Origin of the sequence: Bacillus sp. YBWC18 (genome assembly GCF_002998775.1) — a bacterium.
Lineage (GTDB): Bacteria > Bacillota > Bacilli > Bacillales > Bacillaceae > Bacillus.
This window is the reverse complement of the sequence record NZ_PVRI01000005.1, coordinates 133,676-159,183: the sequence shown is the minus strand read 5'-3', so window position 1 is coordinate 159,183 and position 25,508 is coordinate 133,676. Positions and strand designations below refer to the sequence as shown.

The following is a 25,508-nucleotide window of genomic DNA, read 5'->3' as shown; positions in this document are numbered from 1 at the left end:
TCATTACCGCAGCTTTAAGTTTCCACTTGTCATTTCAATATCGACTAAGTGTGTTCCTTTTCCCCGCGTGCCTGTAAAGCCTCGTCCTTCACTATCCGCTTGATCAAAGTGATAGGAGTGATCGACACTTCCACTTGTTTTTTTCACTTGGACGTTAAAGTCTCCTTCATCCGGCAGGTTAAGTTTTGCACTGCCTGATGTCATATGAAAGGAGACAGGTGACGCAATGGTATCAAAGCTTGCCGTTAATCTACCGCTTGTCATGCCTAGTTGCAGCTCCCCTTTGACATCTTTAATATCGGCACGTCCAGAGGTTGCCCCAATATCACTATTTTTCGCATCGATGTGAGACACGGAGAGTCTGCCCGATGTCGCTTTGATTTCTACATTTTTTGCTGAGAAATTCTCAGCTTTGAGGTTTCCGCTTGTTGATTTGAGCGTCACATCTTGAAGAGACAGCTTCCCTTCGCCATCCATCTCGCTGACCCCGCTTCCACCCGTAATCTTCACATTTTTATGATAATCTGTTGGAATTTTGACTAAGAGCTCTCCTTTTTCAAATGAGGAGAAAAATAAGAATCCTTTATTTTCAGCACGGACGTTGAATGTACTGCCTGTTTGCTCCGCATACATTTTCCCTTTCCCATTAACGACAATCACGGAAATATCGGAACGATTTTCAGGCTTTACCTTCACGCGAAACCCAGAAAGAGAGATATCTAATTGATCAATTTCATCTTTTTTCGCTGAAGCTGTTGTGACTGCTTTTTCACGGGAGAAACTCAAATGAAAGAGATCTTCATTTTTGAAAAGCATCCCAATCATTAAAAAGACACCTACAAGTATACAAATTAGACCGATTAACCGCTTCATTCGTACCATCCTTTTATCTTCTGACCTTTTCATTATAAGGAAAAGCGAAACAGAAAGAAATCAAATATCGGAAGAAAAATCCTGCTTTTCTTCCGATCTGACATCGATTCCTTAGTTTGCTTGCTGCTCAGGCTTCTTCTCCAGCTTGAGCTTCTGCCATTCTTTTTCAACCTCATCCGCATAGTCTAGATGAGCATATGCTCCTTGATCGGCAAATTGTGCATAGCTGCCCGCTTTTGTCTCCATTTCTTCGATACGGTTCTCCATTCGAAGAAATTCCTTATATGCACTTTCACTGTCTACTTTGTTCATGGATTCGTTCATATGCTGCTTTGCCTGTGCAGCATTTGCTCTTGCAATCAGTGCCTGCTTCTTATCTTTAATATCACGCAGCTTCGTTTCTAACTGCTGCAATTGCTCTTTCAGCTCTTTCAATTGTTTCACAGATTGCTGATAAGCTTCCTGATATTCCTGATGCTTTTCTTCAAAATACTTCATTTCTGTGAGCGCTTTTCGTGCAAGTTCCTCTTCTCCTGCATGAAATGCCAGCTCAGCCTGCTTCTTTCTTTTATCAGCAAATGCTTCTGTCTCTTCTGCTTTGTGCAGGAAGCCTTGTTGAATCGTTTGCTGTTTGATGATCGCATGTTTCGCTTTGGCAATATCGTCCTCCATATCACGAACGTACTGATTCAGCATGACACGCGGATTCTCCAATTTATCTAAGCCTTCATTGACCGTTGCAACAAACATATCTCTTACTCTTCTGAATACCATTTGATATTCCTCCTCTTATTTTTTCTTTAAAAAGTCTTCCCATTCTTGATCAAATGACGTGTGAATAGGTTCTTCCATTTTCGGTGCCGTGTTTGGCTCCATATATGATCTGGTTGATGATTCTTTTGCCTGTTCACCATTGATCATCGTCCAGCCGAAGTAGAGAAGCCCCCCAGCCAATGCGATTCCAAGGATAAATGGCAAAGATTGCACAACGAGCAGTACACCAATGACCGCTAGAATGACACCGAACGTTTTACTGCCTTTCTCATATTTCTTTACACCTACATAGATGAGCCACGCCCCAATCAGAATCGGGATCAGCCCTCCTAGTGAACCACCGAAGAAGATGGATAGACCGACAAACATTAAAATCGAACCGATGATGGTTTTACTTGTTATTTTCATCTTCATGCCTCCTTTCTTGCTCCTTGCTTTTACTATAGTCAAAAAAGAAAGCTGGCAAAACGTGTCACAGATTGATCTTTCATTGCGACCAGAGTCGTAACTTCACTCAGACTAAGCGATAGAACCCAATAAAAAAGCACTCTTCTCATTCGAAGAGTGCTTTTCCTTATTTAGACCGAAACACGTCTGCGCTTCGTTCATATTCAACATCAGCTTCACCGAGCCGATGATTCACGACTCGTGCGGCTGCAAATAAATAGTCGGATAGACGGTTCACATAGGTGAGTGTAACCGCTGGAATCTCCTCCTGCTTCGCAAGCGTCACAATATGCCTCTCTGCTCTTCTGACGACTGTCCGCGCCACATGTAAGAGAGCAGCGCCTTCCTGGCCGCCCGGCAAAATAAACTTTGTGAGAGGCGTGGCTTCTTCTACATAGACATCCATTCTTTGTTCAAGGACTGCTACAGAAGCATCAGTTAATTTGCCTTCTTTCCGTGGTTTGACTGCTGCCAAATCACCGCCGCAGTCAAAGAGCTCGTGCTGTATCACAATCAGCTCTGGCAAAATGTCTTGAAACAATTCTCCATGCTGACGTAAATTTGCATGTGCGAGTCCAATGAAGCTATTCGCCTCATCTAACGTGCCGTACGCCTCGACTCTTACATCATCTTTATCGGCTCTCCCGCCGATCAAGCCTGTTTGGCCTTGATCCCCTGTTTTTGTATAAAGTTTCATCGGTGTCCCTCCTTGTCTATTGCTTTGTCCTTTTAGTATAACCTGAAGTGGAAAGGATGTATTTGTTTAACTAAAGCACTGTGATATAAACAAAAAAAGCGAACCCCTTGGTTCACTTTTGAATGGCATTCAGTGTATAAAGAAGACGGTGCACTTTCTGCCTTAATCTTTCGTGTAAATGCTCATCATCTTCCGTTTCCTGCATACCCGCAGCAGCGATACAAAGATGATGAATGGACATGCTCGTCTCCTGTTGAATCATGTGGACAAGCTGCCCCATGAGCTGAACAGACGATCCGTCTGATAAAGATTCTTTCAGTACAAGCCAAATGGTCAGCTCTTCTTGATGACGCATGCCGTAAAGCACCATGTCGTTTTCTGTGTCTTCAGCAGCAAATTGGTTTGGTCCACTCGGTTGGTCGTAAAACAATATTCCTTCACGATCATCCAGCTCGTCACGAAGTATCTCAGTTCCTGTTCCGAGAGATCTTTTCCAAAAGAAGCCGCCCCTTTTCTGATGTGAGGAAAGGACGCGGAGCGGCTGTTTGAGGGAAAACGTCATTCCTTCTGAGCCATACGTTTTCCAGCCATCCGCTAACTTTGCATTTGATGCTATAGAAGCCCCCGCAGGCTCAATGATCAGCTGAGGGTTTGCCCTTAGTGGATGCTGGAGCGGAGTTACATCTGTTTCATACACACGGTTGATTCGCTCAGGCGTCAAGACATGATGCGGCAGTCCTATCATTTCAGTCTTCCCTTCATCAAGCAGCAGCAGCCGGTCACAATATAAACTAGCGATGTTCACATCATGAAACACGCCGATCACCGTCAGCCTAGAGGAAGTGGTCTCTTCTTTAATTAAATCAAGCAAGTCTTTTTGATAGGCCAAATCAAGAAAACTGGTTGGTTCATCCAGCAATAAATATTCAGGCTGCTGGGCTAATGCCTGTGCCAAATACACACGCTGCTGTTCTCCCCCGCTCAACTCATGAATGGATTGATCCTTAAATTGTGCAACATCCGTTTGTTCCATTACTTTGTTTACGACCTGCATATCTTCTCGCGTAACAGATTGCAGCCATCCTTTTTGATATGGGTAACGACCGAATTGAACCGTTTCTTCCACTGTAAATGAGAAGGCTTGGTCCGTTTTCTGCGGTAGAACAGCCATTTTTTGCGCAAGCGCCTTTGGACGGTAGGATTGAACCAGTTGACCGCTCAGGCGTACCTCGCCACTCTCAGGTGCCAGCATCCCAGAAATCATTTTAAGCAAGGTCGACTTACCGCTCCCATTTGGACCAAGTATACCGAGAAATTCTCCTTGCTTTACCTCAAGGCTGATGCCACGTATGACCTCTTTCTCTCCATATCCACCTCTGATTTCCTTCACTTGAATCATAGATGCGTCCCTCCTCTATATTTACGGATGAGGATGATGCCGAATACAGGGGCACCAATTAACGCAGTAATGATGCCAATCGGTAATTCAGTCGGTTCAATGATCGTACGGGATAACACATCTGCTAAAACGAGAAAGGAAGCGCCGTTCAGCATAGACAAAGGCAGGAGGTGCCGGTGGTCTGTGATGGCTAAGAGGCGAATAAAATGCGGAATCACAAGTCCCACAAATCCGATCGTCCCTGACACCGCTACCGCACTACCTGTAAGAATTGATCCAGCAAGCAGCACTATATATTTGCTCCTTCTCACATGAACACCTAATAGCTTTGCCTTCTCCTCGCCATACGTCATGACATTCAAATCTCGTCCCATCAGCATTAATGCAAAGGTCCCGACAAGAAAGAAAGGAAGGAAAAGCGCAATATAGCGCCAGCCCCTCATGGACACACTGCCGAGAAGCCAATGAATAATCTCTTTTAGATCATCACCTGTTAAAGCAATCATCAATGATATAAGCGCACCCAAAAAAGAGCTGAAAATCACCCCTGTTAAAATTAAAGAAGAGATGCTCATCCCCCGATGAACAAGACGCGCAAAAAAGAGGACGAGACATAGGGTCACAAGCGCTGTTGTCATACTCAAAAAAGGCAGTGTGAAACTGCCGAGTAAAGGGAGCTGCAAGCTGAAAAATATTGTGGCGACGGCTCCAACTGATGCCCCTTGAGATACACCCAGCGTATATGGGTCAGCAAGGGGATTTTTTAATAAACCTTGAAAGGCTGCACCTGATAACGCCAGCGCTGCTCCGACTAGTGCCGCTAATATCACTCTCGGCAGCCGGATATTCATCATAATATTGCGATCAATTGAATCTATTGTGCCAATCTGCACCCCGAATAGTTCATGAACAAATATACGGAGAATAGAAGGAATGGGAATCCCTAAGCTTCCAAAGGAGATTCCCATTCCAATGCTCACCACAAGAAGTAAAACACTTAGTGTGTATGCGATGATGAATTTATTTGAACGTGTCAGGATAGATGCTTTTCGCAAGAGCCTCGACTCCTTCAACCAATCGCGGTCCCGGTCTTGATGCGAGATCCGTATTCAATTGAAAGACTTGTTTTTCCTTCACTGCTTTGATCGCATTCCAGCCGTCTCTCTTTTTCAGATCAGCTAAGCTGGAACCATCAATTGTGACGATCACATCAGGATTTCGTTTGATAATCGCTTCTTCTGTCATTTGCACCCAGCCAGTTTGATCGCCAGCAGCATTTTTCGCATGGATAACAGAAAGCATTTCGTCCATAAATGTATTTGTACCTGTTGTATAGATTTCAGGCGCACCTGATACTTCGACAAAGACTGTTTTTTGTTCGTCTTTGGAGATCGCCTCTGCTTGTTTCTTGATGTCATTCAATTTTGTTTTCATCTCATCTACAAGCTTTGTTGATGCTTCTTTTACACCTGTTGCTTCACCGATCATATTGATCGATTTGTACACATCCTTAAAGGAGGTGGCATCATTTACAGTCAGTACTTGAATTCCTGCATCTTCAAGCTGTTTAAATCCATCTTTTGATCCCATCTGCGATGCATGAGCTAATACTAGATCAGGCTTTAAGGAAATGACCTTCTCGACATTGAATTCAAGTCCGCCAATCTTCTCTACCTTTTCAACTTCCTTTGGATAATTGTCAAAATCTGATCGTCCAACCATTTTATCGCCAAGACCAAGCGCATAGGCAACCTCTGTATTACTTGGAATTAATGAAACAATACGCTTAGGCTGCTCTTTGATTTCGACTGTTTTACCAGCTGCATCTTTAATCGAGACAGGAAATGCCGCAGCCGCTGTTTCGTTATTTTGTGAACTCTTTGCTTTATGATCTGTCTCAGCACCTGCACATCCTGCTAAAACACCCATCACAAGCAATAGCGATAGCCAAATGGCCGTTAACTTTTTCATGAATGAACCCCCTGGTTTATGTACTGCTTGACGTCATCTCTTCCGTCAATTCTTTTCTAATTTCGGGAATATTATACTACAGTGCAGATAGGTTGTATATGTGATTTCTAAAAGCGTCTTTTTCGTTCTTACTAAAAGAAAAACAGCCTCCGAAAAGACTGTTTTTCACTCATCTATCAATTGATTTGTTCCCCATTGATGACGACTTTCTGAAAAGAAGGAGATACTGCATGCTCCAAAGAAAGTGGATACGTCACATGATCTATGACACAATTTTTCATGTTGAAGTGTGTAACGGGGGAATGTGAGTAGGCGGCTATTTTCACACCATATCGTCCGCCGCTGCTTTTCAGTCCTTCTACTTCAATATGACGCACAACAGGACGATGTGGACCCGCATCCCCTTCCTCATACATCATGTCGATACAGACCACTTCATGCTTTAAGCTTTTGACTGTGTTGTTTTTAAAGTAAATATGTTCAATGGTACCGCCTCTGACAGAGTTGGTTTTAATACGCAGTGCCCGGTCAAGGTTCGGACTATCCATTACATTATTCTCTGCATATACATACCTGACCCCGCCAGAGATTTCACTCCCGATCGTCACGCCGCCGTGTCCATCACGCATCTCATTTCTACGAATGACAATGTTTTCAGATGAAACCCCTATTCTCCGCCCGTCCTCGTTTCTGCCAGATTTGATGGCAATACAATCGTCTCCATTATCAAAATAACAATCTTCAATGAGCACATTCCGGCAAGACTCCGGATTAACACCATCTGTATTTGGTCCATGCCCGATGATATGGACTCCACGGACGATGACATTTTCACTTAGCACAGGATGAATTTGCCACATCGGTGAATCCTTCACTGTCACTCCTTCAATGAGAACTTGCTGGCATTGATAGGGCTGGATAAAGCTTGACCTTAAATAATGGCCTTCTCCAAACACTCTTTCTTCTACTGGTATCCTCTTTTCAGCCATTTCAAATAGCAGCTGCCGATCCCGGTCCTGAGACGGCTGGCCATTCGTGCCATACTTCCAAGGCCACCAATGATGTTCATCCCCTCTGCCATCAAGCGTTCCAGCTCCTGTGATGGCGATATTTTCTGCATGGTGTGCATAAATGAGAGGTGAATAATTATAAAGCTCAATCCCTTCATATCTTGTCAGTACAATCGGCAGATAATCCTTTGGATCTTGGCTGAATGCCACATAGGCTTTCTCATGCAAATGCAGCTCTACATGACTCTTCAATTCTAGAGCACCTGTCACAAACGTCCCTTCTGGAATCAGCACACGTCCCCCTTTCAAACGGTGCGCATCATCAATCGCAGACTGGATAGCATCTGTTGAAAGCTCTATCCCTTTCCCATCTGCACCATAATGAACCACATTAAATTCACGATCAGGGAACAGCGGCGCTTTTATCTGCTTTAACACTTGATCGATTCCGTTTGCTTTTTTGTCTTTCTTCTCTTGCCTTGCTAAACGCGTGAGTCCGATTCCTGTGAGTACCGTTCCTGCTGTGATATACATCAAATCCCGCATTTTAAACACGTTCTCATCCCCCAGTCGCCTTAAAGTGTGACACCTGTTTTGAAAATAGCCAGCTCTCTAAAATTGTTTTTTTCATGATTTAATAGCTTTCCGCTCGCCACATCAATGACAGTTGAAATGAATTTTTCTAATACAACATCTTCTGGTACATCTTCAAGCAGTTCTCCCGCATTAAAGTCAATCCAGTGCTTTTTTGTTTCATATAAGGCTGTATTCGTCGAGACTTTCATTGTAGGGACAAACGTACCAAATGGTGTCCCTCTGCCTGTTGTAAAAAGGACCAACTGACAGCCGGAAGCAGCAAGTGCGGATGAAGCAACCAAATCATTACCTGGCGCACTTAATAAATTCAGGCCCTTTCGCTTCAGCAATTCCCCGTATCTCAATACATCTTGAATTTCAGAAGTCCCTGCTTTTTGTGTACAGCCGAGAGATTTATCCTCTAATGTCGAAATTCCACCAGCTTTATTTCCCGGGGAAGGATTTTCATATACTGGCTGTCGATGATCCATGAAGTATTGTTTAAAGTCATTGATCATTTGCACAATATTGTCGAAAGTCGCTTCTGATTCCGCTCTCTCCATTAAAATCGTTTCAGCTCCAAACATTTCGGGCACTTCTGTTAACACTGTCGTGCCGCCTTGAGCAACAATAAAATCGGACAGCCTTCCTAAAAGCGGATTTGCGGTAATGCCGGAGAATCCATCTGATCCTCCGCACTTCAAGCCGATTTTCAGCTCAGATAACGGGATCTCTTCACGGTGATCTTCTTTCGCCGCATCATAAATTTCCTTGAGTAAAGCGACTCCCGTCTCAATCTCATCTCCTACTTCTTGGCTTCTTAAAAATTTCACTCTCTCACGGTCATATTCACCTAATGTGGACTGAAAATCTTCAATATCATTATTTTCACAACCAAGTCCAAGGACGAGCACCCCTCCAGCGTTAGGATGCTTCACGGCATTTTGTAAAATGGTTTTTGTATTTTCATGATCGTCCCCAAGCTGGGAGCATCCATAATTGTGCTTTAATACGAGAGCTGTTTCAAACGGATGGATGTTTCCGCCCATTTCAGCGGTGAATATTTGGATGATTTGATCGGCAATGCCATTCACGCATCCAACGGTTGGGACAATCCAAAGCTCATTGCGAATCCCGCTTTCCCCATTTTTTCGTTTATATCCTTTAAATGTAAGATTCGTTTTTTCATAGGGGTTGTCTGTGAATGAAGGCTCGTATTCGTAATCGAGCTTTCCTGATAGATTGGTTTTGATATTATGCGTATGCACCCATTCTCCAGCAGAAATGGCAGTCGTTGCATGCCCAATGGGGTAGCCATATTTCATGATATTCTCTCTTTGCTTGATATCAGCCAAAGCAAACTTATGACCTTTGGGAACGTTCTCTTTTAAGACAACAGAGTGTCCTTGATGGTGCAGCTCATCCCCTTGCTCAAGCACTTTTAAAGCAATACCGACATTATCTGAAGGGTGAATCACAATAAAATCTTTCATGCCTTCTCCCCCTGACTTTCATATTGATGATGCAGCATTCGTTGAACAGCCGCTCTCATCCCTTGCTCCTGTATGAAGGTAAGCTGATCAGCTACAGCGTGACTCAAATCATCTACATCCGTTAAATTTTTCCCCCATAATGGCTCACATGATAGAATCCTGGCTGCGATCGCTTCATTGGATTGGTTCTCCCCTTCCCAGGCTTCCTTCATAAATGCCATTACAGTCTCATCATCCTTTATCCTTTCTGCATATGCTCTGTAAAAATAAATGAGACTGCTGAGTGAAAACACGAGTTTCATTGGCAGCTGTTTCTTTTGCTCAACATAATCAAGCAATGATGGAAGAACTCGGGTTCGGAACTTGGATATACCATTGAGCGCAATATCGAGCAATTGATGCTTCACAAATGGATTGCAAAAACGATCCCAAACCGATTGTGTATAAAGAAGAAGCTCATCTTGAGAGAGCTCAAGCCCTGGCAGTACTTCCTCCTCCAGCATACGCCGGATGAACGGACCAACATGCTTGTCATCCACAGCTTCTTTTACAGTTTCTATACCACATGAGTAAGCGATTGGCACCATTGCTGTATGTGCACCATTTAAAATTCGTACCTTGCTCATGCGATAAGGCGCAATATCTTCTACAAAAAGGACATTTAACCCTGCTTTTTGAAAGGGAAGCTCTTTTTGTACGAAGGCAGGTGCTTCAATAACAAAGAGGTGATAATATTCTGCCGTGACAAGCAACTCGTCGATATACCCATCTTCCTTTTGGACAATTTCAGCTGCTTCCTTAGAAAACCCAGGAACAATCCGATCCACAAGCGTATTACAAAACGTGTTGGCTTCCTTGATCCATGTGATAAACGCAGGCGGCAGGTCCCACTCAGCTGCCATGTCTATCACATATTCCTTCAAACGGTCACCGTTATGTTCGACCAGTTCACATGGAAGGATGATCAGCCCTTTTTGTTCATCTCCAGTAAATGCTTTAAACCGGTGATATAAGAACGCCGTCAGCTTTCCTGGAAAACTGGCTTGCGGTCGATCGTCCAAGCGATCCTCCTTTCTGAGCATAAGTCCTGCCTCTGTCGTGTTTGAGAAGACAAAGCGGAGATCGGGGTTTTCAGCTACGTATAAAAAACCATCGTAATCCGTATACGTACTGATTCCTCTGCTGATCGATTGAATGATCATGCGCTCATTCATTTCTTGCTGGTCATGATAGCCCTGTATACATAAAGTATATAAGCCATCTTGTTCATTTAAAGCCGCAACGGATCCTTTTCGCGGAGGAACAACAACAGCTCTTCCTTTAAAATCTGTGCAGTCGTTCAGCTTCTGGATGTGCCAATTAATAAATCCTCGCATAAAATTCCCTTCACCGATCTGCAAAATGGTTTCCGGAAACTCAGGCACCGGGCATATGGTTTTTGATAAACGTTTCAAATAGATTCCCCTCTCTGCGCTTTATGCACACGTGAACATTTTTATTTAAAAGATGCTGATTACTGCACCTTTTTAACTGAATCTCTGATCATCAGCTCTGTGTGGACATACACTTTTTCCATATGATCTTCTTCCTGTTCCTCACCGTTTATGACGGATAGGATGGCTTCTGCTCCAAGTGCACACATTTTTTCGATAGGCTTTTTTACCGTTGTCAGTGCAGGCGTGGTGTAGGATGAGAATGCTATGTCATCAAAACCGATAATAGAGATATCACCTGGACATGTCTTGCCTTTTGCATATAAAGCATTCATCGCACCAATGGCCATGTCATCGTTAGAGCAAAAAAGCGCTGTTGGCGGATGATCAAGGGTCAGCAGGGATTCCATTGATTCATAGCCGCTTTTCATGTGGTAGTCACCTGTGATCATATATTCTTTCTTCATAGGAATATGGTGATCAATTAACGCTTGGAGAAAGCCAGCTTTTCTCTCCTGAGTCGATTTAAAGCCTTCTTTTCCTTCAATGATGGCGATTTGATGATGGCCTTGCTGAATGAAATAGTGCGCTGCCTGATATGCTCCTTGACTATCATCTGCTAATATATTCATCACTTCATTACTTTCTACACGGCGATTCAGCACAATGATTGGAATGCCCTGTTTCTTGACATGATGGATAAACGCTTCATCGTGCTCGCTTTGACTCATAAGCAAAATGCCATCGTAGCGCTGTTTATGAATGGTTGTGTAATCGTGAAAGTCGTCAATTCCCCTTACAAACAGATTATAATGCTCAGTCATCACGCTATTGACGCCCTTTAACGCATCTACAAAGAAGCTTGAAGATGTGCCTTCTGTTAAACTCGTAAAAAACAGACCGATTGTAAACGATTTTTGTGATACAAGGCCTCTGGCATGGACATTCGGTGAATAATTCAGCTGTTTTGCAATCGACAAAATCTTTTGTTTTGTCTTCTCTTTAATAAAAGGACTATTATTCAAAGCCCTTGATACCGTAGTATGAGAAACGTTTGCCAATTTTGCTATGTCTTTAATTGTGACTGTCATGCTATTCCGCCTTTTATGATTTTTTTCCATCTTATCATAAAACCGCTTTCATTTTCTTACCTTTTTCCTCATGTGATTTTACTTTGATGCTGGAGCTGCTTTGCCCGGTCAAATTGAAAATATTGCTTGGCATTTTCATAGCTGATTCCTTTCACGATCCCCCCTAACAGCTCAAGGTCATAGGGGACTTCTCCTTTTTCTACCCAATCTCCGATGATATCACAAAGCAGTCTTCGGAAATATTCATGCCTTGTATACGACAAAAAGCTTCGTGAATCAGTCAGCATCCCGATGAAACGGCTGATCAGTCCAATACTGGAAAGAGCCATCATCTGCTCTGTCATTCCTTGCTTCGTATCATTAAACCACCAGGCTGTGCCGTGCTGCATCTTCCCCGGTGTCTTCCCGTCTTGAAAGCTTCCAGCCAATGTTGATATCACCACATTGTCCCTAGGATTCAAGGAATAGAGAATGGTGTTTGGCAAAGCATCTTCTTGTTCTAAACGATCTAATATTCGGCAAAGCGGCTTTGCAATGTCCTCATCATTCATCGCATCATACCCCGTATCTGGTCCGAGCCGCTCAAACATTTTCGTATTGTTGTTTCTAAGCGCATTGATATGAAGCTGCATCGCCCAGCCACGCTCACAGTATGCCTGACCTAGCATAATGAACGTCTCTGTTTTAAACTTGATCTTCTCTTCTTCCGTCAATGGATGACCAGACATTCTTTTATGAAAGATGGTCTCCACTTCTTCTTCTGTCGTTTCTTCATATGTCATTTCATTTATAGCATGATCTGAGATCAAACAGCCGTGTTCATGGAAGAAATCAATTCTTGCACGGAGTGCTTTTAAGAAGTCTTGGTAGGATTGTATTGGAGTAGCTGAAACCTCTGCCAGCTCGTGAACATATTTTGCAAACAGATCATTCGCTATATCGAGTGCTTTATCAGGTCGAAACCCTGGGAGCACTTGTACAGAGAATTCCTCTTCCCGCAGTTTTTGATGATAGTGAAGCGAATCGACCGGATCATCTGTTGTCACAACGGTTTCAACGTTTGATTTCACAATGAAGTCCCTCGCACCAAATCCCTCTCCTTGCAGCTTTCCATTGACTTTCTTCCAAATAATGTCTGCGTTTTTTTCGTTTAATAGGTCTTCGACTTCAAAATATCGTCTCAGCTCTAGATGAGTCCAGTGATAGAGTGGATTTCCAATGGTCATGGGTACGGTCTTCGCCCACGCCAAAAATTTCTCATGATCTGATGCATCCCCCGTAATGTGCGTTTCAGGGATGCCATTTGTTCTCATGGCACGCCATTTGTAATGATCTCCATAAAGCCATGCTTCGGTGATATTTTGGAAGGTTTTATTTTCATAGATGTCTTTAGGACTTAAATGACAATGGTAATCTATAATTGGAAGGTCCTTTGCAAACTCATGGTATAGCTTTTCCGCCGTTGGACTGTTTAGTAAAAACTGCTCATCTAAAAAGGCTCTCATCAAATTCCCCCATCCCTCTTATCGTATGAAAAATAATTTGTTCACGTTAACAATTTAATTGTAATCGTTTACAAAGTTGATTTCAATCCTAAAACAGGAAAAAACGATCTCCTTAAGAAAGGAAAATCGTTTTTTGCCTATTTTACAGAAGGTGATTTTTTTAGGATAATCGCAATAGTTGTTCCAGCACCTAGTTCGCTTTCCACTTGAATATCACCGTCATGCAGCAAGACAAGCTCTTTTGCTATTGCCAGCCCAAGTCCTGTTCCATTCGTTGGGTCATTTGTATTTGTCCCTCTGTAGTAGCGGTTAAATAAGTGATCTACCGTTTCTTGTGCCATTCCGCATCCGTTGTCTTTCATTTCGATCCGAACTTCTTCATTTGTTTCAGATAAAACAGCTGTAATATGAGTGCCTTTTTGGTTATGCTTGACTGCATTCGCCAGCAGGTTCTCAATCACTCGTCTGAACCAGGCTTTGTCGATCTCAAACATGACACCGTTTGTTTGATCTTCAAAAGAGGATGAAAAATCCTCAGAAAAGGAGCTTCTTGAAAACTCGTCCATAATAGAGGCTAAAAATTCACCCAGCTCGACCGGCTTTCGATTAATAGGCAAGGCCCCATTTTTCAATCGGTACGTGAGGTTTAAATCCTCAATCAAGGTCGACATGTATTCTGATTTCTCACGAATCACCTGTCCCATTTCCATGACTTCTTCCTTGGACCATTGATATTGATCAGATTCAAGCATGAGCCCATAGCCGTAAATCGTACTAAGAGGTGTTTTCAAATCATGAGACAATCCTGCAATCCATTCTTCCCTTGTGGTTTGAATTTTTCTTCGGTTTGCTTCATTCTCTTTTAATGTAAGCGTGAGCTGATCCATTGTTTTTAGGATATCCTCAAATAATCGGTATTCCCGCTTAATACGACCTTTTTTATTTTTACTGATTGGAATTCCTTTTCTATTTGTTGGTTCCTGCAATTTATTTCTAGATAAGAAAATCAGCCAGCGGATAATGTGATAGATCGGCAGACCATAGCGATACGAGTACCATAATGTCATGACGATAATAATAGTGAGTGCAAGACCTGCAATCAAGATGGTTCTATATTGATTTAAAGCATCTGTCTCTTTATCATACAATTCGTCTGGGCTATATACTTTGTTTGGTACCGAAACGATCAAATATAGACTTTTATTCACTCTGATATAAGATAGGTCACTTCTAAACTCCCAAGGCTTCGATTGGTACTTAAGCAATTCAACATCTGTTACGTTATGTTTCAAATCGTTTTTGGCTCGAATGCCTTTTAAGTATTTTCCTTCTTCATTAAACAGGTGTACCGATCCATTCATTCTTTTCAAGAACTCTATCGTTTCAAGCGAATATTGAGAAAGTGCAGCCAGATTTTTCTCATGCTGCTTAAGATAATTGGCTACCTTTGTGCTGTTCGTTTTGAACCCATATAACACGATAAAGCTTTCTTGATCAATCTCAATTGGCCAGAAGTACATCTTGTAATCTTTAAATTGTCTTTTTTCAAAGATCTTGATCATTTCATCCTTTTGATAGGATGTTGGAATATTTTTAGGAAGGTGATAGCTATATACGTTATGTTTTTTTGAATCAATCACTTGCAGCCAGCCGTCACGTTTTTTCACTGCTTGCTTGAGTTGATCTTCGGCTTCCATTTTGCCATCCTCGTTAAAATAGAGCCAGCTCATGAGTGTGTCCCCATCAGCCTTTGTTAAACCAGTTTCGGTCATATTCTCATAGTATTTTTTATAATATAGATTCTCAGTAAACGTATTCCCGATCAGCAGAATCGCAATGACGATAAACATCTGTCCGACAAAGTGAAAGAAAAGTTTTGTTCGTAAATTCATGAATTAATTAAGAACCTTCACAGGGTGCGGAATAAATTTATATCCCATACCACGGATGGTCACAATATATTCAGGCTGACTTGGATCTAATTCAATCTTTTCTCTCAGCTTTCGAATATGAACCATGACGGTGTTGTTATCACCATACGACGGGACGCCCCATACTTTCTCATAGATTTGATCTTTTGAAAGAACCACATTCGGATGATCACAAAAGTACTTCAGCAAGGATAGAAGCTGAGCTGAGCATGCCGTCATCTCTCCTCTCACTTTCAGTTCGGCTGAATGAGGATGATATGAGAAATGGGCATATTCATATTGGTTTTGAGCCTCTTCTTGCTCTTCCTGTAAGGAGATATATGTTCGGTTTAAGTGAGCCTTAATTCTAGCCACAAGCTCTAGCGGATTAAATGGCTTTGTAATGTAATCATCTGCCCCCTGCGCAAAGCCGGTCAGTTTATCTACATCAGACGTTCTTGCAGTTAAATAGAAAATGGGTGCTTTCGTATATTTTCTCATTTCAGGAAGAACATCAAAGCCAGACTTACCGGGCATCATCACATCTAGAAGTAAGAGGTGGATGTCCTCGTTTTTGACAACATCTAATGCTTCATCTGCATGGTAGGCTTTATAAATATGCTTGAATCCTTCTTTTTTTAATACGCGTTCAACCATTTTTACAATTGCTTCTTCGTCATCTGCAATCAATATTTTTGCTGTTTCCACGCATCTCTTTCCTTTCTAGCTATGATCTCTAACCGTATATTACCATTGTCTAAAGTAAAAAAGTACCTCTTTTCTGCATAAAAGCGAAAAAATATCAACTGGAGAAAATGGCAGTACTAGGAAGTTTCAGAGACGCAAAAAAACTCGGCTATTCCACCGAGTTCCTTTTACTTTTATTATCCATTCACAGCTTCTAGCTTTCTTTCATGATTCATTAAGTCATATGTTAAACAGATCGGCTTATTTGTTCTAGGATCAAGTACAATTTCTGCATCAATGTGGAATACCTGACCAAGCACCTCTTTGGTCATGACCTCATGAGGCGTCCCATCTTTGATGACTTTTCCTTGATTGAGGGCAATCATGTAATGAGAAAAACGTGCCGCATGATTCAAATCATGAATGACCATCAACACAGTTCGTCCCTGCTCTCTGTTTAACCGTTCTAACAGCTGAAGAATCTCGAGCTGATGTGCAAGATCCAAATACGTCGTTGGCTCATCTAAAAGAAGCAGTTCTGTTTCCTGGGCAAGTGCCATCGCAATCCATACACGCTGACGCTGTCCACCGGAAAGTGCTTCAATTGGCCGGTCATGAAAAGCGATCATGCCCGTTTCCTCAAGTGCCCATCTGATGATTCGTTTATCTTCATTTGATAAGCGACCAAATCCATTTTGATGCGGGAAACGTCCATATGACACAAGCTCATACACCGTCAGTCCGCTTGGTGCTTCGGGCGTTTGCGGTAAGATCGCCATTTGTTTTGAAATTTCTTTTGTAGGCGTTTGATGAATAGCCTGGCCATTTAAGTAAACAGCGCCTTGATGGGACTTCATGATTCGGGACATTGTTTTTAAAATTGTTGATTTCCCGCATCCATTCGGTCCGATCAGTGTTGTCACCTTGCCTTTTGGGATACTGATATTTAAATCATCTACAATCAAACGGTCCTGATAACCGATACAAAGCTTTTCTGTTTCGAGTGATTTCATATGTTTTTCTCCTTCCTCATTAGTTCGTTTTCATCAATAAGTAAATGAAGTAAGGTGCGCCTAAAGCAGAAACGACAAGGCCAACTGGCACCTCTGATGGTGCAAGTATGACGCGGCCAAGTGTATCTGCCAGTAATAATAACAGTGCGCCAATCAACGCGGAGGCCGGTATCATTCCTTGATGCTTTGGCCCAACAAGCTTTCTCGCCAAGTGCGGTGCGGCTAACCCTAGGAACGAGATACTACCTGCAACAGCGACACTTGCACCTGCTAATGCAACGGCAATCAGCATCAGAAAGCTTCTTTCTTTATGAACCGAAATCCCTAAGCCATAGGACAGCTGGTCACCTAAATTCATGATATTTAAGTAGCGTGCTCTCACAAGCGCTAACACAAGGAAAATGAGCATCCATGGAAGAACAGACAGGACATACGTCCAGCTTGAGCCCCAAATGCTTCCTGATAACCACACGATGGCTTGGTTAAAATCATTTGGGCTCATTTTTAATTGAATGACCACAATTGCTGCTGAAAACGCAGCATTAACGCCAATTCCCGTTAAAATCAATCGAACAGGTGTGATGCCTTTTTTCCACGCTAACACATAGATGAGAAATGCAGCAAAGCCTGCACCTGCAAATGCGAAAAGCGGCAGTACAAAAATCGTCAAATTACCTAAGTTCGACATCGTGCCTTGGAATGCAAAGATAAAGAGCACAACGGCAAATCCTGCGCCCGCATTCACACCAAGAATACCGGGATCAGCCAAGCCGTTTTGAGAAACACCTTGCCAGATAGCTCCTGATACAGCAATGGAAGCACCAACAAGTAAAGCGATGATCATTCTTGGAAGTCTGAATTCGAACAGCACAAGCTCATCCATTTCACTTCCGAATCCAAAAAATGTTTTCAATGTATCTATCGGAGAAATACGAATTTCTCCGGTATTTAAACTAATCAAAAATACAGCGACGATGGCTAAAAAGATCATCAGCATCGTTCGTTTATATTTCTTTTTCTTTGCCTGCTGCACCATTTCCATTTAAATTCCGCTCCTTTCACGTCTAGCTAAATATAAGAAGAAAGGAACGCCTATAATCGCAGTAATGGCACCGACTGGCGTTTCAAATGGAGCATTGACCAGCCTTGCAGCAATGTCTGCATAAATTAACAAAATGGCACCTAAAATAGCTGAGCAAGGGATAATCCATCGATAGTCCACTCCGACCAAGAATCTAGTGACATGGGGAATGACAAGCCCGATAAAACCAATTGAGCCTGCCACCGACACAGCAGCACCGGTTAAAAGAATTACGACCAATATTCCTAGCACCTTGACCGTTTTCGTATACTGCCCGAGCCCTTTAGCCAATTCATCACCTAAGCTCAGTACAGTGATCGAGCGAGCAAGGATCATCGCAATCAAAAGTCCTGCAATAGCGACTGGAATAATGACCTGAATGTTGCTCCAATTCACACCTGCCACGCCGCCCGCATACCAAAAGCTCATGTCCTGAGCGACATCAAACCGGATGGCAATTGCTGAAGAGATGGAGCTTAAAAGTGCCCCAACCGCCGTACCTGCTAGTGCGAGCTTCACTGGGGTCAGTCCTCCCTTAGACAGAGTACCGACACCAAACACAATAGATGCACCGAGTGCGGCTCCAGCAAATGACCAAAGAATTAATGTGAAAGAAGATTGACCTGGGAAAAATGCAAATGCTATCGCAATCGCAAATGCAGAGCCATTTGTCACACCCATAATTTCAGGAGACGCAAGCGCATTTCTTGTCATCCCTTGCATGATGGCACCAGATACAGCTAAAAAGGCACCGACGAGTGCAGCCCCAACTGTACGCGGCAGCCTCAATTCCCGAATGATTTGATGTGAAGTTTGTTGTGGATCAAATTGAAAAATGGCTTCCCATACCGTGTGAAGATGAATATTTGCTGCTCCTAATGATACCGATAAAAAAAGACCAAATGCTAAAGCGATAATTCCTATGATGACAACAGCTGCTGTTCCAAAGGGTTTCGTGACAATATCCATTGCATCGTCCTTGGCTGGCAGCAGTTTATTCGATTGTGAGCCCAAAACCAGTCTCTTCCTTTCCGTTCATATCTATTCCTCATTAGTGATAATGATTATCAATCTCGAAGTCTAGTATATCATTTTCTTTTCTTTTTGAAATCATTGTTCTGAACATTTTCTTTATTTTCATCAAAAAACCGGGAGAAACTTACCATTTTTCTTTAGGTCCTAAAATAGCCGATGCATTTTTCATCCCATCATGTTACGATATAATTGAAATTGAGAATCATTATCAAAAGAAAGTGAATAGGAGAGAATCTTTGTGAAAAAACGATCGGGATTTCTTTTGATTTTCTTAGCCGTTCTTATGCTTTTTACAGCTGCTTGCGGCAGCACTTCAAATAAAAAATCTGGCGCCAACCAGAATGACACAATCACCTATCAGGATGTCAAAGGTGAGGTCAAACTCCCTAAAGATCCGAAACGAATTGTGCTTCTGGCGGAAAGCTACTATGGAGACCTCGTGACACTTGGCAAGACGCCAATTGCTGCAACTGCACCCATCTTTAAAAACCCTTTCTATAAGGGAAAAACGGATGGTGTCAAAAACCTTGGACCAACCCCTTCTGTCGAAAAGGTAGCGGCTTTGAAGCCAGATATGATTATCGCTTGGGGAGAAGACGAGAAATTTGATCAATACAAAAAAATTGCTCCAACCGTTGCAATTAAATACAATCAATATTCCTTTAAAGATCAGCTAAAAGAATTCGGTAAAATGACAGGTACACCGAAAAAAGCAGCAGAATGGATCACAAAATGGGATACAAAAATAGCTGAGGTAAAGCCTAAAGTAACAAAAGCGGTCGGCAGCAAAACCGTTTCAATCGTGTCGCCTTTTGATAAAGGTATTTATATCTTTGGAAACACCTTTGCGCGCGGAGGCGAAATTATTTATGACGAGCTGAAATTACGTGCGCCAAAGGCAGTTAAAAAAGACGCTATCGACAGCGGTGTCGGCTATGCAAACATTTCCCTTGAAAAGCTGCCAGAATACGCAGGTGACTATATTTTCACTAGTCCATGGAGTGGTTCAAAAAGTAAAGGAGACCAAGTGTATGAAAGCAGCATTTGGACATCACTGCCTGCTGTACAAAATAAACACGTATTTGAAATCGATCCTGTCGGGTACTTCTTTAATGACCCAGTGTCACTAGAAGGACAGCTTGAGTTTATTGTGGACCGATTAACATCCGCATCATAAAAAAACGTTTCTCCATTTCTGGAGAAACGTTAAAATTATTCTGTTCCTTTGGCGAATCCTTTTGACATGAATGGATAAAGCAAAATACCTACTAAGAACAGACCGATGCCAAGTCCAAATGTTTTCAAATCAGCTGTGCCTGAAATAATGACCCAAGCGGAATACCCCATCGCAACAAGCGCAATGATTCCGTCTCTTGTTCGCTTCCCTTTTTGAAGATCATACGTGTCACCTTGCATGATGACCTTAAAGCTATAGATCGAAGACACAATATACGGAATGAGATACGCAAGTGTCGCTGATGTCGTTAAAAAGGTAAAAGCTTCATTAATCGTACGGGACATCACTGAGAAAATAAACAGTTGTGACATGATATTTGTAACTGTCAAAGCAAAAACAGGACTGCCTTTTTTGTTTGTTTTTGCAAATACTGCTGGGAAATCGCCAGCCTTTGCTGCTTGATACGGTACTTCTGAACCAAGTAAGATCCAGCCAAGCATCGAGCCAAATAAACAAATGATCGCAAGCAGTGCCATGACTATTCCGCCAGCCGGTCCAATAATGAGCTGAAGCACGTCAACGAATGGTTTATCTGAGCCTTGCAACTGATCATGCGGCAGGACGCCCATTGTAATCAATGTAATAATCATGTAGATGGAAAGTGCGATTAAAAGACCTGTAATCGTTGCACGTTTCACATCGCGCTGCGAGGATGCTCTCCCTGATAAAATCACAGCTGATTCGATGCCAATAAATGCCCATAGTGTGGAAATGGCCGCATGATGAATTTGGCCTCCAAGTCCGAGCACTCCTTCGCCTTCTGCTGCAACTGGGAAGTAATAATGTTCAAATAATGCCGTTTGGAATGCAAATAATCCCGCAACAATAAAAAGGACGAATCCAAGTACCTTTGAAAAGGTCGTAATAAAGTTTAATTTACTTGCAGCGCTTAAGCTTGTAATTAAGATCGTATGTGTGCCCCAAAGAAGAATGGTACATACAATAAACGTTGTCAGCTGACCAAGTGTGATCGCTTCTTTTCCAAAGGTGAAAATCTCCGTCTTCACGGTGAGAATAGGGAAAAATGTCGTTAAATAACCGGCAAGACTCGTAATAATTGCGACATTACTAATCCAGCTTGCCACCCAATATCCCCAAACCATTGTAAAACCGGCCGCTTTCCCTTTTTTCGGATCGTTAAAAAGCGCTCTTGCATAACTTTGTGGTCCAGCCGTCAGCTGCGGCTTATGAATGGACAAATGCCCAAAAACAAGTGCAATCATCAGCACACCGCCACCTGTAACAAGCCATGCCATCGTCACACCTAAAGGACTGGCATGCTGGGCAAGTGTACTTGGCAGCATAAAGATGCCTGACCCTACCATATTTCCGACGACAAAAGCCGTCAATAACCAAAAACCCCATTTTTTTGTCTGTTCCATTTCCGTACCTCCGTTATATTCACTTCGGACCAGACCCGGCAGTATCTTCATTGATATATTCGTGAAGCAATGACTTGTATTCTTTATGTTCATCATGGGTCACTTTCTTAACAGCATACCCTTATCTTAGATACTCAGAACATAAAAAAAAGCCTGAACAACAGTCCATGCTTTTCAAAACATACACCTTGATCTCCGGATAGCCCTCCACGCTTCAAAGACGTGGCAGTCCTGCATTTATTCAATGCAGACCCAGCATAAAGAAAGTTGGAGCTCTCTCTACACTTCGGCGCTGATGCCTTTTTTCTCATGATCTTCGATTCCATCTCTCCCATGAGTGACTCATCATCCGCGCAACCTCTACCTCACTGAGACATAGCGTGAGGATTTCTATTCATTTTTACTACACGAAGGTTATCAAACATTCTCACATCTGTCAAAGGGAAAAACATAGAAAAAAGGCAGAGGATCATTTCTCTGCCTATTACCTGCTTATTGATCGTTGTTTTTCTTCTTTTGTACAGCTTCCTGAAGCGGATCGCCTGCTAGCTCTTTGCTTGCTTCTTCTAACAGCTGATCAACCTGCTTGTGGTCTTGCTCGCTTTTCGCCTTTTTATCCTTTTGGAAAAATGACATCGCTGTTTCCTCCCTTTTCATAAAATGCGGTTGCCTGTTTAATTTGTGCTACAGTGCGCCTCATTATACAAGGTGGAAAGGCTCAATCATCATGAAAGGTCTGTCTCATTTTTTGCAAATACGTCAAAAAGGTCTTTAAGTCTTCCTTTGTGAAGTCTGACATCATATGCTGAATCACCTTTCCGAAAAGACGTGTATGCTTTTCATAAATCGCTACCCCTTTTTCCGTAGCTTCTAACCGGACTAGCGTGGGGTCGTCTTTGTCACGTTCTCTCTGAATATAGCCCTGCTCACATAATTTATTGAGTGCAATGGAGGCTGCACCTGGGTTTAAGGAGAGTCTTTGTTTCAGCTCTTCGGCATGTGATACTTTGCCTTGTATCAAAATAGAAAGAGCATATATCTGCGGTGGCGTGATGTCTTTTTCTAACTCAAGTAACTTGCGGTTTAATTTACGGCTGACTTCATAATGTACGAGAACAATTTCTTTTAAAATGTCTGCATTACTCATCCGAATCGCATCCTTATCGTTAGTATCAACATGACTTCCCCCTTATTATAGAATGTTTTTCCAATCAGCCAACCCTTTTGTCCTCTTTTTCTTTAGAAATAAGCCTTGCTGAATGAATTCACCCTTGATATAGTGAGTACTTGAACAAAAGATAGAACAGGAGTACGCATCATGACAGGAAAAACACACATTATGGGCGGAATCGCCGCCTCAGCGGCCGTCGCCTACTACTACGGACTCGACCCAGTCATCATGGCTGCAGCTGGATCAGCAGGTGCTCTGATCCCCGATCTTTGCCATACAAAAAGTAAAATCGGCAGAAAATTTCCGCTGCTCTCGACACTAATCAGCAGCGTGTTCGGTCATCGCACGTTTACACACAGTTTATTATTTCTGCTGATCATTTATTTTCTCGCGACAACATACATTCCAAATGACAGCTTAAGTACCGGTTTACTCGTTGGAATGGCGAGCCACCTTATCCTTGATGCAGGAACAGTGAACGGCATTAAATTTTTATTTCCAGCTTCCATTAAAGTGCGTCTCCCCTTCTATGTCAAAACAGGCAGCACAGGAGAACAAGTCGTACTAGCTGCTCTCACCGTCGTCACCTGCTATTACATCGCCGTCATCTGCGGCATATCTATCCCAATCCAGTTCTAACAGAATAAAAAAAGAGTTTTGCGAAAAAGACAGGATATGAATTGATCATTCCTCATTTTTTTAGTAGGTTTAAGATAAGTGTTTTTGCCTTGCAGCTGAATACAGAATGGTGAGGAGATACATAAATGAAAGCGTTTTTCAAAAATCACTGGTTTTTAGTGTATTCCATCCTTTTCATGTGGATGAAAACATACATCATTTATCAATTCGGATTTCACATACGAACGGCCAATCTGTTTCATGAATGGCTGCTTTTGATCAATCCACTTAGCTTTTTGCTCCCTTTGTTTGGGATTGCTCTTTTTTTAAATGAAACCAACCAAAAGTTTTTTTTATTGACCGCAAATTTTATTCTAACGGCGATTCTCATCTCGAATACGATCTTTTATGGTTTTTATATTGATTTCATTACCATTCCCGTGTTATTCCAAGCGAAGAACATGGGAGATATGGGCAGCAGTATGACGGAATTATTCCACCCGCTCTTTGTGCTGATGCTCATTGATTTTGTGGTACTGGCATGGCTGCTCAAGCGCAAACCATTAGCCCCAAAAGCGTCATTCAAGACGATCAAAACGTATTATGCGGTCTGCTGCAGCTTCTTATTGTTTCATGTCAGCTCAGCTATGATGGATCACCCTCGATTTCTGACAAGCTCTTATGATCGTGAAGTCATTGTCAGAAACCTCGGGCTTTTCCAATTTCATCTGTATGACGGTGCTGCCCAAACGGCACGCATTGGACAAAAGGCCTTTGCAGATGAAGATACGCTTTCTACTGTAGCAAACTACACAAAGGCTGATTACAGCGCACCAAACGAAGAGTATTTTGGACTTGCTAAAGGCAAGAACGTTGTGTTCATTTCACTTGAATCGACGCAGCAATTTGTCATGAATCAAAAGGTGAATGGACAATCCATCACTCCCTTTTTAAATCAACTGGCTAAAAAGAGTTTTTATTTTGATGAATTTTATCAGCAGACAGAGCAGGGGAAGACGTCGGATTCAGAGTTTATTGTCGCTAATTCCCTCTACCCTTCTAGCAGCGGCGCTGTCTTTTTCACAGCGAGTGACAACGAATATGACACGTTATACAAGCAGTTGAAAAAGGAAAACTATCAATCCGTCCAATTTCATGCGAATAATAAAACGTTTTGGAATCGTGATGTGATGTATGAATCGCTTGGAATTGATCGTTTTTATGATGTCGATTCATATCATGTCAATGAACGGAATTCAACTGGCTGGGGCTTAAAAGATATCGACTTCTTTGATCAATCCATTGATCATTTAAAAAAGTTGAAGCAGCCTTATTACAGCACATTCATTACACTGACCAATCATTTTCCATTTGAAATTGACCCGAAGGATCAGTTTATTGATGAATATGATTCGTCCAGTACCATTTTAAACCGCTATGTGACGACCGTCCGCTATCAAGATGAAGCGGTTAAAATGTTTTTTGACCGTATGAAAGAAGAAGGATTGTATGACAATACGATGTTTGTCCTTATGGGTGACCACTATGGCATCTCTGAGGCACATCATGAGGCAATGGCACAGCTGCTCAATAAAGAGGAAATTACGCCGTTTGATGCGGTCAAACTGCAGCGGGTTCCCTTTTTGATTTACATTCCTGGTATCACGGATCAAGCGCCGCAGACCATCTCTGAAACAGCTGGTCAAATGGACGTAAAGCCGACACTTCTTCACTTACTTGGGATTGAAACGAAGGATGCCATTCAATTCGGCAATGATTTATTTTCAAATGAACGGACTCCTTTCGCTGTACTGAGAAACGGGAACTTTATTACAGATGATTATCTCTATACAAAGAACACCTGCTATGATCAAAAAACAAAAGAACCCGTGAAGCAGGATGAGGTATGTCAACCTTATATAGAAAAAGCCAATAAAGAGCTCTCCTTATCAGACAAGTTGATCAATGGGAATTTGCTGCGTTTTTATCAGAAGTAAACAGGATAAAACGATCCCTTTTATCTTCACGCTGAAAGTCGCCATTTGGCGGCTTTTTCTTTTCTCTTTTTACTGAAAGCCTATGAATGCTCAAATAAGTTTGCTTAT

Annotated in this window: 23 protein-coding genes and 1 riboswitch; of the genes, 3 read left to right on the top strand and 20 right to left on the bottom strand. The window is 42.3% G+C overall.

Annotated features, from left to right (window positions below; translation table 11 throughout):
* Positions 1-3: 3 nt before the first annotated feature.
* From liaG to C6348_RS14470, 17 genes are all read right to left on the bottom strand, one after another.
* Positions 4-873: a LiaG family protein gene (gene liaG / locus C6348_RS14550; RefSeq protein WP_106043595.1), complete on the bottom strand. Its 870-nt coding sequence runs from the start codon at positions 871-873 to the stop codon at positions 4-6.
* Positions 874-984: 111 nt separating this feature from the next.
* Positions 985-1,647 carry a stress responsive protein LiaH gene (gene liaH, locus C6348_RS14545; RefSeq protein ID WP_106043594.1) on the bottom strand — a complete coding sequence of 221 codons (663 nt, stop codon included), beginning with the start codon at positions 1,645-1,647 and terminating at the stop codon, positions 985-987.
* 15 nt (positions 1,648-1,662) lie between these two features.
* The gene (locus C6348_RS14540; protein WP_106043593.1) at positions 1,663-2,055 is read right to left on the bottom strand and encodes a hypothetical protein; all 393 of its coding nucleotides are present in this window, start codon (positions 2,053-2,055) and stop codon (positions 1,663-1,665) included.
* A gap of 166 nt (positions 2,056-2,221) precedes the next feature.
* On the bottom strand, positions 2,222-2,791 hold the full coding sequence (locus tag C6348_RS14535; protein ID WP_106043592.1) for a cob(I)yrinic acid a,c-diamide adenosyltransferase: 570 nt from the start codon (positions 2,789-2,791) through the stop codon (positions 2,222-2,224).
* Between the two features lie 112 nt (positions 2,792-2,903).
* Entirely contained in the window at positions 2,904-4,190 is a 1,287-nt protein-coding gene (locus tag C6348_RS14530) for a heme ABC transporter ATP-binding protein (protein ID WP_106043591.1), read from the bottom strand.
* The gene (locus C6348_RS14525) at positions 4,187-5,245 is read right to left on the bottom strand and encodes a FecCD family ABC transporter permease (RefSeq protein WP_106043590.1); all 1,059 of its coding nucleotides are present in this window, start codon (positions 5,243-5,245) and stop codon (positions 4,187-4,189) included. The genes C6348_RS14530 and C6348_RS14525 overlap by 4 nt, the downstream gene beginning before the upstream one ends.
* Positions 5,211-6,161, bottom strand: coding sequence for an ABC transporter substrate-binding protein (locus tag C6348_RS14520; protein WP_034659948.1), 951 nt, complete (start codon positions 6,159-6,161; stop codon positions 5,211-5,213). Before C6348_RS14520 ends, C6348_RS14525 begins: the two co-directional genes overlap by 35 nt.
* Before the next feature lie 176 nt (positions 6,162-6,337).
* The gene (locus C6348_RS14515; RefSeq protein WP_034660694.1) at positions 6,338-7,726 is read right to left on the bottom strand and encodes a glycoside hydrolase family 28 protein; all 1,389 of its coding nucleotides are present in this window, start codon (positions 7,724-7,726) and stop codon (positions 6,338-6,340) included.
* A gap of 20 nt (positions 7,727-7,746) precedes the next feature.
* Entirely contained in the window at positions 7,747-9,240 is a 1,494-nt protein-coding gene (locus C6348_RS14510) for a UxaA family hydrolase (protein ID WP_034659949.1), read from the bottom strand.
* Positions 9,237-10,694 (bottom strand): tagaturonate reductase, encoded by a 1,458-nt coding sequence (locus C6348_RS14505; protein WP_106043589.1) that lies wholly within the window; start codon positions 10,692-10,694, stop codon positions 9,237-9,239. Before C6348_RS14505 ends, C6348_RS14510 begins: the two co-directional genes overlap by 4 nt.
* A gap of 59 nt (positions 10,695-10,753) precedes the next feature.
* On the bottom strand, positions 10,754-11,764 hold the full coding sequence (locus C6348_RS14500) for a LacI family DNA-binding transcriptional regulator (protein ID WP_106043588.1): 1,011 nt from the start codon (positions 11,762-11,764) through the stop codon (positions 10,754-10,756).
* 68 nt (positions 11,765-11,832) lie between these two features.
* Positions 11,833-13,269: a glucuronate isomerase gene (uxaC, locus tag C6348_RS14495; RefSeq protein ID WP_106043587.1), complete on the bottom strand. Its 1,437-nt coding sequence runs from the start codon at positions 13,267-13,269 to the stop codon at positions 11,833-11,835.
* A 137-nt stretch (positions 13,270-13,406) separates the two neighbouring features.
* The gene (locus tag C6348_RS14490) at positions 13,407-15,161 is read right to left on the bottom strand and encodes a HAMP domain-containing sensor histidine kinase (protein ID WP_066030418.1); all 1,755 of its coding nucleotides are present in this window, start codon (positions 15,159-15,161) and stop codon (positions 13,407-13,409) included.
* Positions 15,162-15,164: 3 nt separating this feature from the next.
* Complete coding sequence (locus C6348_RS14485) at positions 15,165-15,887, bottom strand: response regulator transcription factor (protein ID WP_034659958.1); 723 nt, start codon at positions 15,885-15,887, stop codon at positions 15,165-15,167.
* A 176-nt stretch (positions 15,888-16,063) separates the two neighbouring features.
* Positions 16,064-16,879 (bottom strand): ABC transporter ATP-binding protein, encoded by an 816-nt coding sequence (locus C6348_RS14480; protein ID WP_060597288.1) that lies wholly within the window; start codon positions 16,877-16,879, stop codon positions 16,064-16,066.
* 19 nt (positions 16,880-16,898) lie between these two features.
* Positions 16,899-17,921, bottom strand: a complete 1,023-nt coding sequence (locus C6348_RS14475) for a FecCD family ABC transporter permease (RefSeq protein WP_034659961.1) — start codon at positions 17,919-17,921, stop codon at positions 16,899-16,901.
* Positions 17,922-18,974 (bottom strand): FecCD family ABC transporter permease, encoded by a 1,053-nt coding sequence (locus C6348_RS14470; protein WP_106043586.1) that lies wholly within the window; start codon positions 18,972-18,974, stop codon positions 17,922-17,924.
* Between the two features lie 259 nt (positions 18,975-19,233).
* On the opposite strand from C6348_RS14470, the gene C6348_RS14465 reads away from it, so the two are divergent.
* Positions 19,234-20,172, top strand: coding sequence for an iron-hydroxamate ABC transporter substrate-binding protein (locus tag C6348_RS14465; RefSeq protein ID WP_060597290.1), 939 nt, complete (start codon positions 19,234-19,236; stop codon positions 20,170-20,172).
* Positions 20,173-20,207: 35 nt separating this feature from the next.
* On the opposite strand, the gene C6348_RS14460 is transcribed toward C6348_RS14465, so the two are convergent.
* The 3 genes from C6348_RS14460 to C6348_RS14445 form a co-directional block, all read right to left on the bottom strand.
* Positions 20,208-21,614 carry an amino acid permease gene (locus C6348_RS14460; RefSeq protein ID WP_060597291.1) on the bottom strand — a complete coding sequence of 469 codons (1,407 nt, stop codon included), beginning with the start codon at positions 21,612-21,614 and terminating at the stop codon, positions 20,208-20,210.
* Between the two features lie 192 nt (positions 21,615-21,806).
* Positions 21,807-21,985, bottom strand: a riboswitch (Lysine riboswitch).
* Positions 21,986-22,106: 121 nt separating this feature from the next.
* Positions 22,107-22,250, bottom strand: coding sequence for a small acid-soluble spore protein SspJ (sspJ, locus tag C6348_RS14450; RefSeq protein WP_034659969.1), 144 nt, complete (start codon positions 22,248-22,250; stop codon positions 22,107-22,109).
* Between the two features lie 82 nt (positions 22,251-22,332).
* Positions 22,333-22,761 (bottom strand): MarR family winged helix-turn-helix transcriptional regulator, encoded by a 429-nt coding sequence (locus tag C6348_RS14445; protein WP_034659971.1) that lies wholly within the window; start codon positions 22,759-22,761, stop codon positions 22,333-22,335.
* A gap of 171 nt (positions 22,762-22,932) precedes the next feature.
* On the opposite strand from C6348_RS14445, the gene C6348_RS14440 reads away from it, so the two are divergent.
* Positions 22,933-23,424: a metal-dependent hydrolase gene (locus C6348_RS14440; RefSeq protein ID WP_106039082.1), complete on the top strand. Its 492-nt coding sequence runs from the start codon at positions 22,933-22,935 to the stop codon at positions 23,422-23,424.
* A 125-nt stretch (positions 23,425-23,549) separates the two neighbouring features.
* Positions 23,550-25,400, top strand: coding sequence for an LTA synthase family protein (locus tag C6348_RS14435; RefSeq protein WP_106043585.1), 1,851 nt, complete (start codon positions 23,550-23,552; stop codon positions 25,398-25,400).
* Positions 25,401-25,508 lie beyond the last annotated feature (108 nt).

What these genes read in the sequence shown, in the direction of transcription:
- liaG (WP_106043595.1), bottom strand. Translation starts at nt 873, where the DNA reads ATGAAGCGGTTAATCGGTCTAATTTGTATACTTGTAGGTGTCTTTTTA.
- liaH (WP_106043594.1), bottom strand. Translation starts at nt 1,647, where the DNA reads ATGGTATTCAGAAGAGTAAGAGATATGTTTGTTGCAACGGTCAATGAA.
- C6348_RS14540 (WP_106043593.1), bottom strand. Translation starts at nt 2,055, where the DNA reads ATGAAAATAACAAGTAAAACCATCATCGGTTCGATTTTAATGTTTGTC.
- C6348_RS14535 (WP_106043592.1), bottom strand. Translation starts at nt 2,791, where the DNA reads ATGAAACTTTATACAAAAACAGGGGATCAAGGCCAAACAGGCTTGATC.
- C6348_RS14530 (WP_106043591.1), bottom strand. Translation starts at nt 4,190, where the DNA reads ATGATTCAAGTGAAGGAAATCAGAGGTGGATATGGAGAGAAAGAGGTC.
- C6348_RS14520 (WP_034659948.1), bottom strand. Translation starts at nt 6,161, where the DNA reads ATGAAAAAGTTAACGGCCATTTGGCTATCGCTATTGCTTGTGATGGGT.
- C6348_RS14510 (WP_034659949.1), bottom strand. Translation starts at nt 9,240, where the DNA reads ATGAAAGATTTTATTGTGATTCACCCTTCAGATAATGTCGGTATTGCT.
- C6348_RS14500 (WP_106043588.1), bottom strand. Translation starts at nt 11,764, where the DNA reads ATGACAGTCACAATTAAAGACATAGCAAAATTGGCAAACGTTTCTCAT.
- uxaC (WP_106043587.1), bottom strand. Translation starts at nt 13,269, where the DNA reads ATGAGAGCCTTTTTAGATGAGCAGTTTTTACTAAACAGTCCAACGGCG.
- C6348_RS14490 (WP_066030418.1), bottom strand. Translation starts at nt 15,161, where the DNA reads ATGAATTTACGAACAAAACTTTTCTTTCACTTTGTCGGACAGATGTTT.
- C6348_RS14480 (WP_060597288.1), bottom strand. Translation starts at nt 16,879, where the DNA reads ATGAAATCACTCGAAACAGAAAAGCTTTGTATCGGTTATCAGGACCGT.
- C6348_RS14475 (WP_034659961.1), bottom strand. Translation starts at nt 17,921, where the DNA reads ATGGAAATGGTGCAGCAGGCAAAGAAAAAGAAATATAAACGAACGATG.
- C6348_RS14460 (WP_060597291.1), bottom strand. Translation starts at nt 21,614, where the DNA reads ATGGAACAGACAAAAAAATGGGGTTTTTGGTTATTGACGGCTTTTGTC.
- sspJ (WP_034659969.1), bottom strand. Translation starts at nt 22,250, where the DNA reads ATGTCATTTTTCCAAAAGGATAAAAAGGCGAAAAGCGAGCAAGACCAC.
- C6348_RS14445 (WP_034659971.1), bottom strand. Translation starts at nt 22,761, where the DNA reads ATGAGTAATGCAGACATTTTAAAAGAAATTGTTCTCGTACATTATGAA.
- C6348_RS14440 (WP_106039082.1), top strand. Translation starts at nt 22,933, where the DNA reads ATGACAGGAAAAACACACATTATGGGCGGAATCGCCGCCTCAGCGGCC.
- C6348_RS14435 (WP_106043585.1), top strand. Translation starts at nt 23,550, where the DNA reads ATGAAAGCGTTTTTCAAAAATCACTGGTTTTTAGTGTATTCCATCCTT.